12 protein-coding genes are annotated in these 10,002 nt (G+C 60.9%); 5 read left to right on the top strand and 7 right to left on the bottom strand.

From position 1 onward, the window contains the following. The 3 genes from Y708_RS24630 to Y708_RS0111920 all read left to right on the top strand — a co-directional run. Positions 1 to 1,046: WD40/YVTN/BNR-like repeat-containing protein (locus Y708_RS24630; RefSeq protein WP_035776157.1), on the top strand; the 1,046-nt coding region annotated here is incomplete at its 5' end. Continuing rightward, complete coding sequence (locus Y708_RS0111925) at positions 1,046 to 1,336, top strand: MoaD/ThiS family protein (protein ID WP_028280112.1); 291 nt, start codon at positions 1,046 to 1,048, stop codon at positions 1,334 to 1,336. The genes Y708_RS24630 and Y708_RS0111925, both read left to right, overlap by 1 nt. 56 nt (positions 1,337 to 1,392) lie before the next feature. Further along, entirely contained in the window at positions 1,393 to 2,727 is a 1,335-nt protein-coding gene (locus tag Y708_RS0111920; RefSeq protein ID WP_035776155.1) for a DUF2254 domain-containing protein, read from the top strand. Positions 2,728 to 2,732: 5 nt separating this feature from the next. Here the strand turns inward: Y708_RS0111920 and Y708_RS0111915 are convergent, their stop codons facing one another. The 3 genes from Y708_RS0111915 to Y708_RS0111905 all read right to left on the bottom strand — a co-directional run bounded on the left by Y708_RS0111915 (position 2,733) and on the right by Y708_RS0111905 (position 6,894). After that, a complete protein-coding gene (locus tag Y708_RS0111915) occupies positions 2,733 to 3,311 on the bottom strand; it encodes an HhH-GPD-type base excision DNA repair protein (protein ID WP_028280110.1) in 579 nt (192 codons plus the stop codon). 41 nt (positions 3,312 to 3,352) lie between these two features. Continuing rightward, entirely contained in the window at positions 3,353 to 5,935 is a 2,583-nt protein-coding gene (dnaB, locus tag Y708_RS0111910; protein WP_035776153.1) for a replicative DNA helicase, read from the bottom strand. Between the two features lie 554 nt (positions 5,936 to 6,489). Beyond that, the gene (locus Y708_RS0111905; protein ID WP_028280108.1) at positions 6,490 to 6,894 is read right to left on the bottom strand and encodes a TFIIB-type zinc ribbon-containing protein; all 405 of its coding nucleotides are present in this window, start codon (positions 6,892 to 6,894) and stop codon (positions 6,490 to 6,492) included. A gap of 92 nt (positions 6,895 to 6,986) precedes the next feature. Here Y708_RS0111905 and Y708_RS0111900 point away from each other — a divergent pair, with 92 nt between their 5' ends. Beyond that, on the top strand, positions 6,987 to 7,418 hold the full coding sequence (locus Y708_RS0111900) for a DUF1801 domain-containing protein (RefSeq protein ID WP_028280107.1): 432 nt from the start codon (positions 6,987 to 6,989) through the stop codon (positions 7,416 to 7,418). Between the two features lie 6 nt (positions 7,419 to 7,424). Beyond that, positions 7,425 to 7,844 carry a hypothetical protein gene (locus tag Y708_RS0111895; RefSeq protein WP_028280106.1) on the top strand — a complete coding sequence of 140 codons (420 nt, stop codon included), beginning with the start codon at positions 7,425 to 7,427 and terminating at the stop codon, positions 7,842 to 7,844. 52 nt (positions 7,845 to 7,896) lie between these two features. On the opposite strand, the gene rplI is transcribed toward Y708_RS0111895, so the two are convergent. The 4 genes from rplI to rpsF form a co-directional block, all read right to left on the bottom strand. Beyond that, the gene (rplI, locus tag Y708_RS0111890) at positions 7,897 to 8,349 is read right to left on the bottom strand and encodes a 50S ribosomal protein L9 (RefSeq protein ID WP_028280105.1); all 453 of its coding nucleotides are present in this window, start codon (positions 8,347 to 8,349) and stop codon (positions 7,897 to 7,899) included. A 17-nt stretch (positions 8,350 to 8,366) separates the two neighbouring features. After that, the gene (gene rpsR, locus Y708_RS0111885) at positions 8,367 to 8,606 is read right to left on the bottom strand and encodes a 30S ribosomal protein S18 (protein ID WP_005273147.1); all 240 of its coding nucleotides are present in this window, start codon (positions 8,604 to 8,606) and stop codon (positions 8,367 to 8,369) included. A gap of 89 nt (positions 8,607 to 8,695) precedes the next feature. Then, positions 8,696 to 9,250 carry a single-stranded DNA-binding protein gene (locus Y708_RS0111880; protein ID WP_028280104.1) on the bottom strand — a complete coding sequence of 185 codons (555 nt, stop codon included), beginning with the start codon at positions 9,248 to 9,250 and terminating at the stop codon, positions 8,696 to 8,698. Positions 9,251 to 9,307: 57 nt separating this feature from the next. Next, a complete protein-coding gene (gene rpsF / locus Y708_RS0111875; protein ID WP_028280103.1) occupies positions 9,308 to 9,613 on the bottom strand; it encodes a 30S ribosomal protein S6 in 306 nt (101 codons plus the stop codon). Positions 9,614 to 10,002: the final 389 nt, after the last annotated feature.

Here is a 10,002-nt window from a genome sequence, read left to right as displayed (position 1 = left end):
TGTGGCTGGCCACCAGCGAGGACCGTCAAACGTGGAACCTGTCCAAGCCGCACCACCTGATGTCTGAAATTCCCAGCATTGGCATCGACACACGGGGCGCACGAACGCGCCTGCTGGTGGGAATGATGGACTGGCACTGGGGTCCCACCGTGGTCTACTCGGATGACCTCGGCGCCACCTGGTCCGAGCCAGAACAGGGCGCTATCAAATTCGGCGAATCAGACGACACCGCCCTCGCCCGCATCTGGCAGCTCCAGCCTGATTCGGAAGACCGGCCGGGCGTGGTCTGGGCGGGCTGCGAGCCCATTTCGGTATGGAAATCGACCGACGGAGGCCAACACTTCGAGCTGAACCGAGGCCTATGGGACCACCCGCACCGCTCCGAATGGGGAGCCGGTTTTGGGGGTGCAGCCGCGCACTCGGTGATTCCGAGCCCGGTGGATGACACGGTCCACGTTGCGATGAGCACGGGCGGTGTCTACCGGTCCAACGACGGCGGCGCGTCCTGGGAGCCCCGCAACAAGGGAATCTCGGCGTACTTCATGCCGGACCCGAACCCCGAGTTCGGCCAGTGCGTCCACAAGATCGCCCGCGACTCAGTGGACGCGAACCGACTGTATGCGCAGAACCACCACGGTGTGTACCGGTCCGACGACGGCGCCGACACCTGGGAGTCCATCGCCGAGGGACTCCCGGCGGACTTCGGATTCGTGATGCTGTCGCATCCGCGGCGGACCGGCACTGCGTGGGTCATTCCGTTGAAGGCCGACGGTGAGCGCATCCCTCCGGATGCGAAGCTTGCGGTCCACCGCACGGACGACGCCGGGTCCTCCTGGGCGCGGCTGGACGTCGGCCTCCCAGCGTCCGAGTACAACGCGGTGCTGCGGGATGCGGCCGGGGTGGATACGGCGGAGCCGGTTGGGGTGTACTTCGGAACCCGTGGCGGGTCTGTGTATGCCAGCGCCGATGAGGGTGCGACCTTCACCGAAGTGGCGTCCCACTTGCCCGACGTGCTCTGCGTGCGTGCCGCCGTCGTCGGTGCGTGATGGGTTCTTCGGTCACGGTACTGATTCCGACGCTGTTGCGGCCGCTTGTCGGGGACAGGTCCTCGGTATCGGTTGATCTGGAGTCACCCGCGCCGGTATCCGTGCTGCTGGACACGTTGTCGGAGGGACGGCCGGTGTTCGCGCGGCGAATCCGGGATGAGACCGGCGCGCTCCGTCGGTACGTCAACATCTACGTGGACGGCGAGGACGTGCGGCGGTCAGACGGGCTGGACACCGTGGTGGCACCCGGGTCTGAGGTGATGATCATCCAGTCCGTCGCAGGGGGGTAGCTGCAGCCTCTGCACTACGCTGATCCAATGTGGCGGACAGAATCAGAGGTGTGCTTATGAGCCAGCGGAGGGGCCTGGTCCTGGTTGACGCCGTCCGAACCAAATTATGGCCGTTGCCCGCGCTTGCTGTGGTTGTTGCTGTGGGGCTCGGTATTACGCTGCCCCTGCTGGACGAAGCATTGAGCGATGATCTCCCACCCGCGCTCGCCAATTTCCTTATCGGTGGTGGCGCGGACGCGGCGCGGAGCATCCTGCAGGCAACCGCCGGGTCGCTGATCACCGTAACGTCCCTGACCTTTTCCCTGACGGTTGTCACCCTTCAACTTGCAAGCAGCCAGTTCTCCCCCCGTCTACTGCGCATGTTCACGGCAGACCGCACGGTTCACGCCACCCTGGGCTTGTTCCTTGGCACGTTTGCGTACGCGCTGACGGTTCTGCGGACTGTCAGAACGGGCGACGACGGCGGCGGCGAGTTCGTGCCGCACATTTCGGTGACCTTTGCTTTCGTGCTGGCAATAGCCAGCGTCCTTGGCCTTGTTTTCTTTCTTGCCCACCTGGCCCGGGAAATACGAGTCGAGACGATGATGAAGCGAGTGCACCGCGACACCGATTCCGCGCTGCGCAGGGTCTTCCCCGAGCGAAACGGTCTCTCGCCGGCACCAGTGGAGCCAACCGACAATCCGGTCCTCATTAGATCCCGCGGTTCGGGGTTTATGGTCGGCATTAAAAGCAAGCGACTCCTGGAGATTGCCGAGGAGCACGGTGTGGTGATCCTCATTGAGCGGGAGCCGGGTGCATCAGTCACGGCTGGCGTCCCCTTTGCCAGGGCCTGGCCATTAAGCGCCGAGACTCCCGACGCCGGGCGACTATCGGATTCCCTGGCGAACGCTGTGACACTTGATTATGAACGAACTGTCGTTGAGGACGTGTCTTTTGGATTCCGCCAGTTGACGGACGTGGCTTCGAAGGCGCTGTCTCCCGGAATCAATGATCCGACAACGGCAATGCTTGTGCTGGGCCATTCCGCTGCGCTGCTGTGCGTGTTGACTCAGCGCGACGTTGGTCCGCAGTGCATCAGGGACAAATCCGGTCGGATCCGTGTGATCCTGCACCAACTGAACTTCGCAGAATTTCTGGACCTCGCGATTGCTCAGCCACGGCTTTACGGTATGTCAGATCCCACCGTGATGGAAAGAATTCTCCGGCTGCTGCAGGAGGTTGGATGGTGCGCCACCCAGGCGAGTCAGCGTAGTGCCCTCCAGGACCAACTACGGAGCACTGTTCAGGCTATGGATTCCCAGGAATATGCTCCCGGCACGCGGGAGCAACTCAACTCCTCAGTTGATGCGGTGGGAGCCGCCCTGGCCCAACGGTGGGTTCCGCGGAACTGAGGGTTTCAGCTCTTCGACTTGGCGGCGGCTTTTGCGGCGCGCTTGGTTTCGCGGACCTTCGCAAGGGATTCAGGGTCAACTATGTCCGCCACAGACCGGTAGCTGCCGTCTTCCCCATAAGAACCTGCGGACTCGCGCCAGCCCGCGCCGTCGTACCCGTACTGCTTGCCCAGGAGCGCGAGGAAGATCTTCGCCTTCTGCTCCCCGAATCCTGGTAAGGCCTTGAGGCGGGCCAGAACCTCGGCACCGTCGGGATTACCACGGGACCAGACCGCAGACGCGTCTCCGTCCCAGTTGTCGATGAGTGCCTGGCACAGGTTTTGGGTTCGTGCTGCCATGTTCCCCGGATAACGGTGGACGGCAGGGGGCGTCCGGCACAACTCGACGAAGGCGTCGGGCTCCTGTGCAGCGATAGTTTCGGCGTCAAAACGGCCAAGGCGATCCCGGATCTTCGCGGGGCCGGCGAACGCAGTCTCCATGGCCACCTGCTGGTCCAGCAACATGCCGACAAGCAACGCAAGTGGGTCCGATGAGAGCAACTCATCAGCAGCGCTGTCATCGGTGATATTCAGGCGTGGGCTCATAAGCCCATGCTTACCACATCGCGCCTCAAGCCGATACGGTCCTAGAATCCGCCGCTGTCCGCCGCCATGTTGTTGAACCGCGAGTAGTGTCCCTGGAAACCGACGACGATGGTCTTGGTGGGTCCATTTCGGTGCTTCGCCACGATGACGTCGGCCTCCCCCGCGCGGGGTGACTCCTTGTCGTAGACGTCATCGCGGTGGAGCAGGATCACCATGTCCGCATCCTGTTCGATTGAACCCGATTCACGAAGGTCGGAAACCATGGGCCGTTTGTCCGTCCGCTGTTCCGAGCCACGGTTCAGCTGCGAAAGCGCGACGACGGGGACGTTGAGTTCCTTGGCAAGTAGCTTGAGCGCGCGGGAGAACTCGGAAACCTCCTGCTGCCGGGACTCCACGCGTTTCCCGGACGACATGAGCTGCAGGTAGTCAAGGACCACAAGCTTCAGGTCATGGCGCTGCTTCAACCGGCGGCACTTGGCACGGATCTCCATGAGGGACATGTTGGGGCTGTCATCGATAAACAGCGGAGCATCATTCATCCTGCCCATGGTGGTGGCGATCTTGCCCCACTGCTCGTCCTTGATCGTGCCCTTACGGAGATCCTGGAGCCCGATGGTTGCTTCTGCCGACAACAAACGCATGGCGATCTCATTGCGGCCCATCTCCAAGGAGAAGAAGACCGTGGTCAGGTTGTGCTTGATGGCGGCCGACCGCGCCCAGTCGAGCGCGAACGTTGAGTTGTGCGTCGGGACGAACGACTTTCCAGCCAGGTACAGGTGCTCGGGATGGGCGACCTGAATGCAGCGCACGGGCACTGATTCAACCCTTCGAACTGAGCTTATGAAGCGTTGCGTGCGCTTGGGCGTGGGTCGGTGGTCCCGCTCCTTATGCAAGATTTGCTTACGGGTCAGCCCGAACACGGCGTCTTGTGTGGCGAAGGTGATGATGAAGCAGGTGGATGACTGCTCACTTCGTCCCTGGACAGCCCGCTCCGCCCATCCAGCGCGGTAACCAAGGCTCAGAATCAGTTCAAGAGTGTCCTCCGCCAAACGACGATTTGTCACGGCAAACTGTATGCAGCCCACGGAAGAAACGGTGCCGTCCGTGTCTAGTAAGCCAGCCAGTAGGGCCCTGCGCTGAGCCTCGCTCCCTCGCAGATAGGCAATGGGGATGTGTTTATCCCCCAGCACGCCGAGCGTGCGCAGCCGGGCTTGCAACGACCCGTTCAAATTTCTGCACGGCATGCAGCGGAGCCCACCACTGCAGGGCCTCCCACAGTCAGTGCAAGTCGCTTTCGAGACCGGTAAGAACAGTCGACCAACCTGTGACCCACAGGTGCGCGAGCACGTGCGCACGTGACGCACTCTGTTGACGAAATCGATCCCGCAGACGAGACACACGCCCTTGAACTGATACACCTCGGGGAGGCGAACTGAATAGGTAATTCCCGCAACAACACCAAGCTCATATCCTTCGCCCCCAATCCGCAGCAGAATTTCTTCGTCTGCAGTAGTAATTCTCGCCGCTTTGGAGTGACCGTCGCCGAGCCACGCTCCTAGCGTATACGGACCCACGGGAAGGTCCTGCTCTCGAAGAACCAGTGGTTGGGTATTCTTCACCGAATGGTTCAGACGTGCGTCTTTCGTCGCGCAGCGGAGTGTCTCGGCGATTTCGCGGGTGGTGCGCACGGCAGCAAAGATGCGCTGGCTGCGGGATCGGTTGTACCCAACTGCGGCCGACCGAGCGGACTTTCGGGATGCCCTGGTGTCAGTCAACCATTGGTGTTCTTCGTCAGCGATAAGCACCGCGCCGTCGTCAAACGTCACTTCGTAGCAGGGTCGATCGCCCATGGTCTCGGTCGCTGCAACGACCTCAGTCGGCGTGCCATCGGCTGCTAGCACCAACTCGCCGACCTGCACCTCTCCCATGGTGGTCCACCCCGCCGGAGTGGGCAGTGGAGTATCCACCGCCAGTGCCTTCCCCATCGCCGGCCTCGCCGCCACTACGATCATCTGCCCGCCGTGCAGTCCCTGGGTCAACTCATCCAGCTCGTAGAACCCGGTGGGAACGCCCGTCATGCCCTCACCGCGGTGACCGGCGGACTCGATCTCGTCCACCGTGCCCTCGATGATGTCCTTTAGCGGAACATAGTCCTCCGCTGTGCGGCGTTCAGCAACCGCGTAGACCTCGGCCTGAGCGGCGTTGACAATGTCATCCACTTCGCCGTCATTGGAGTAGCCGAGTTGGACAATCTTGGTGCCGGCATCCACCAGGCGCCGGAGGACCGCGCGCTCCCGTACGATCTCCGCATAGAAACCTGCGTTGGCTGCGGTGGGGACCGATTGGATCAGGGTGTGGAGGTAGGCGGGCCCACCGATGCGGGAGATCTCACCGCGTTTGGTCAGTTCGTCCGACACCGTCACGGCATCCGCGGGCTCGCCCCTGCCGTAGAGGTCAATGATCGACTCGAAAATGGCCTCGTGCGCCGGGCGGTAGAAATCAACGCCTCTAAGTACCTCTACGCAGTCTGCAATTGCATCCTTGGAGAGCATCATGCCGCCTAGAACCGATTGCTCAGCCACCAGGTCCTGCGGCGGAGTGCGGGCGAACTCCGGCGAACGCATGTCTTCCGATGAGTCTGCGTGCGTCAAAGACAACTGCGCACCCTTTCTTCCCTGAGCTACCCCCGAAGCTCCGCGGGAAGAATACCTGCGGATAGCCAAGACCGGGGCTGTACAGAATTGATCCAATCACCCGGTGGTGACGTTTTTGCGTGTTGGGATACTCCGTCACGCTAGTCCCCGTGGACGGACATGCCAAGCGGCTTGCGCACAGGCCCTGTGGATAAACAGACGATTGAACGGCGTGTCTTGTGCACAGGTTGGGGACAACTATGTGGACAAAGAAATACTTCTACGCCAATAGGGTCTCTGACTAGGCAAGACGATGGCACAGCATGTGGAGTAGATGTTTTTATCACCCAACGTTCACCCATTGGTTGCGTGTTGACAGAACTGAATCGAGGCCATAGAGACCGAGTTATTCACGCGCTATCCACAGTTTTGATAACGATTGATGTGAGTCACATCACATACTATGGACGTACTGACTGGCCTATATAGCCTCTCGGGCATAGCCTTACCGAGACACTGGTAAAAATATGCTTTGGATAGAATGTTTAGAAGTCAAACATCTCGCCGAGCCAGTTATCCTTCTTCTTGCGGTAAGGCTTCCGCCCATACTTGTCATAACTTTGGCGGTGGTCATCGTCCCGTCTGCGCTCGTCTCCGAAGTCCCGTTGACCGCGGTCGTACCGGCCGTCGTCGTACTTCCTGTATCCGCCCGCGCTGGAGCGCGGCGTCTCGCTCAGCAACGGAGACGGAAGCTGCGGTGCCACCGGCGGCGCCGCTGGGGCGTGGGGCCGTTCCGGAACGGAAGCGCCGGCTATGGCAGCGGCCCGGTCCAATATCTTGTCGAGCTCCCCACGGTCGAGCCACACCCCGCGGCAAGTTGGACAATAGTCAATCTCCACCCCGCTGCGCTCTGACATCACAAGTTCAATCTGGTCGATCGGACACTTCATTTGTACCTCCTGTAAAGCATGTCTTTTCTGATCGAAGGTTATCCCGGATTGGCTCTGGTCTCACTCAATCCGAACCTGCGATACTTCCACTCATGACCCAAAACAAGATCCAACCTACGTCAACCTCCGCGGAAGCATTCGTCGCGGCGGTCCCGAACGACAGGCGACGGCGGGATGCGCAGACCCTTCTCGGGCTCATGGGTCGGCTGACCGGTAAGGATCCGGTCATGTGGGGACCAACAATGATCGGTTTCGGAAGCTATCACTACAGGTACGCTAGCGGCCGGGAGGGAGATGCCCTCGCCGTCGGCTTCTCGCCCCGGAGCGCCAACCTGGCCCTGTACGGGTTGACCTATGCCCCCGGATCGACCGATCTACTGGAGAGACTCGGAAAGCACCGAACCGGCACAGCTTGCCTTTATGTCAACAAGCTCGACGATGTCGACGTCGCGGTTCTTGAAGAACTCATAACCCTTGGCCGCACTCACATGGTGACCGAGAACCACATGCACAGGGAGGACTGATCCTGCATGAGCGCACTCCTCATCCCGATCATCCTGATAACAGCAGTCCTGCTCATCGGAATGGCTCTGGCATACATCTCGCGACGCGACAGCGCGTCCGGCTCAGAGGCCGAGGCGTACCTGCACCGGCTCCAGAACCAATATGTCCCGCCGACACCGCTGCAGCGCTACGTCCAGGAACAATCGTCTATGCCCGCCCATCAGCCCGAGAGTCTTGCTTCAGTCTGGAATGCCCCATCCGGGGATGCCCCGCATCAATATAAGGCGGCGGACGGCCAGCTGAGCACCTTGGAGCGGGTTCAGGAATTCATGTCGCGGGAAGGCTTCGCTGAGCAAATGGGGAGAACGCAGCAGGGCGGAGCGCCGGGACGAAACCGGCCGCCGGCAACCCGGACTCCGGCACCTAAGCGCGCAAAGGGCACTTAAGCGCAAAAAGAGGGACCCCACCCGACGGTGAAGGTCCCTCTTTCCAGTACAGTTAGCGGGCTGCGACGACATCCAGGTCGATCACAGCGGAAACGTCCTCGTGCAGACGGACGTTGGCTTGGTAAGAGCCAACCGACTTGATGTGCGCTGGCAGTTCGACCTTGCGCCTGTCGATGCTGCCGAGGCCAGCGGCCTCAACAGCCTTTGCAACATCCTCGGCCTTGACGGTGCCGAACAGACGTCCGGACTCGCCTGCCTTGACGGTGAGCTTAACGGGCTTTGCGGAGAGAGCAGCTGCCTGCTTCTGCGCATCCTCCAACGAAGCGTGCTCGCGGGAAACGCGTGCCGCCTTGATGGATTCAACCTGCTTCTCTCCGCCCTTGGTCCAGGTCAGAGCGAATCCACGGGGCAGAAGGAAGTTACGTGCGTAACCGTTCTTTACCTCGATGATGTCGCCTGCGGCTCCGAGACCGGTTACTTCCTGGGTCAGAATTAGCTTTGCCATAAGTTGTGTCCTCTCCCTTAACCGCGGCCTGCGCCGGAATAGGGCAGAAGCGCTACTTCGCGGGCATTCTTGATTGCCTGGGCGATTTTGCGCTGTTCCTGCACGGTCACGCCAGTGACGCGGCGTGCACGGATCTTTCCGCGATCGGAAATGAACTTGCGCAGCAATGCTACGTCCTTGTAGTCGATGACGGTGACGTCAGCGGCCTTCAAGGGGTTTGACTTTGGTTTGGGCTTACGGAGTTCAGCCTTAGCCATCGTGGTGCTCCTTATGTTTCGTGGAGCCCGCAGAACGGTTCTGCGGGATGGGAATTACAGGTGAGGGCCTCCGTTGGGAGGCACATCCTTTAGAAGGGAGGCTCGGAGGAATCCGGGCCGTTTCCCCACCCGGAAGAGTTTCCTCCGCCGGCGGGTGCGCCCCATGGATCCTGCTGGGCGGGTTGCTGGCCCTGCTGGCCACCGCCCCAGTTCTGGTTGGAGTTGCCTCCACCGGAGCCGCTGCTGTCTCCGCCGAACCCTCCACCACCGGCGCCTGAGCGCTGGGTGCGGTTGACTTTGGCGGAGGCATAGCGCAGGGATGGACCAATCTCATCCACCTCTAGTTCCATGACGGTGCGCTTTTCGCCTTCTTTTGTTTCATAGGTGCGTGACTTGAGCCGGCCCTGTGCAACAACGCGGGTGCCCTTAGTGAGGGTCTCCGCGACATTTTCAGCCGCCTCACGCCAAACCGAAGCACGGAGGAACAGCGTTTCGCCATCCTTCCATTCGTTGGATTGGCGGTCGAAGGTCCGCGGCGTCGAGGCAATGGTGAAGTTAGCCACTGCCGAGCCTGAAGGGGTAAACCGCAGTTCCGGGTCGCTGGTGAGATTACCGACGACCGTAATTGTGGTCTCGCCTGCCATGGTGCCTCCTACTGTCACTGATCCGCCGGAGCGGTTTGGTTGGTGGTGAAGCCGAAGTTACTCGGCGGAGACCTTCTGCTCCTCGGGACGGATGATCTTGGTACGCATGATCGTCTCGTTGAGGCTCAGTTGGCGGTCCAGCTCTGCAGCGACCGCAGGAGTGGCGGTGAAGTTGATTACTGCGTAGAAACCCTCGGCCTTCTTCCTGATTTCGTAAGCCAGGCGGCGGCGTCCCCAGATGTCCACCTTGTCAATGGTTCCCTCGCCGTTGCGCACGACATTAAGGAACTTCTCGAGTGTTGGCTCAACGGTACGTTCCTCGACATCGGGGTCGATGATTACCATCAATTCATATGCACGCATTTGTGAACCCACCTCCTCTGGGCTAAACGGCCACGGTCTTTCCGTAACAGGAGGTTCTTTTTGCGTTGGTCCAGCAGGCAATCCCACAGATTTCGATGGGAGTGCGTCAACAGACTCGTCAATCCTACCGGAAAATGGGCACGGCCCCGAACCGGCTGTGGATAACCCCGGGGGCGGGGGAAGGACAGAACAGCGGGGGGTGCAAGAGGCTGAGTAATGAGCAATGTTCTTCACGTCAACGCGCCCTTTTTCTGGTGGGTGGCACAACAAAGTGACCTCCCCTTCTCGCCGATCCCACCCCACCGAGGGCCATGTCTTTGGCCCCTCGGCCATGGGAGACACAAACGAAGACCCGCCGTGCTGCGAACTGCCACCGCGGCTCGCGGCCG

Source organism: Arthrobacter sp. H5 (genome assembly GCF_000520595.1).
GTDB lineage: Bacteria > Actinomycetota > Actinomycetes > Actinomycetales > Micrococcaceae > Arthrobacter_D.
The sequence above is the reverse complement of the archived record's forward strand: the minus strand, read 5'-3'. Positions and strand labels throughout refer to the sequence as shown.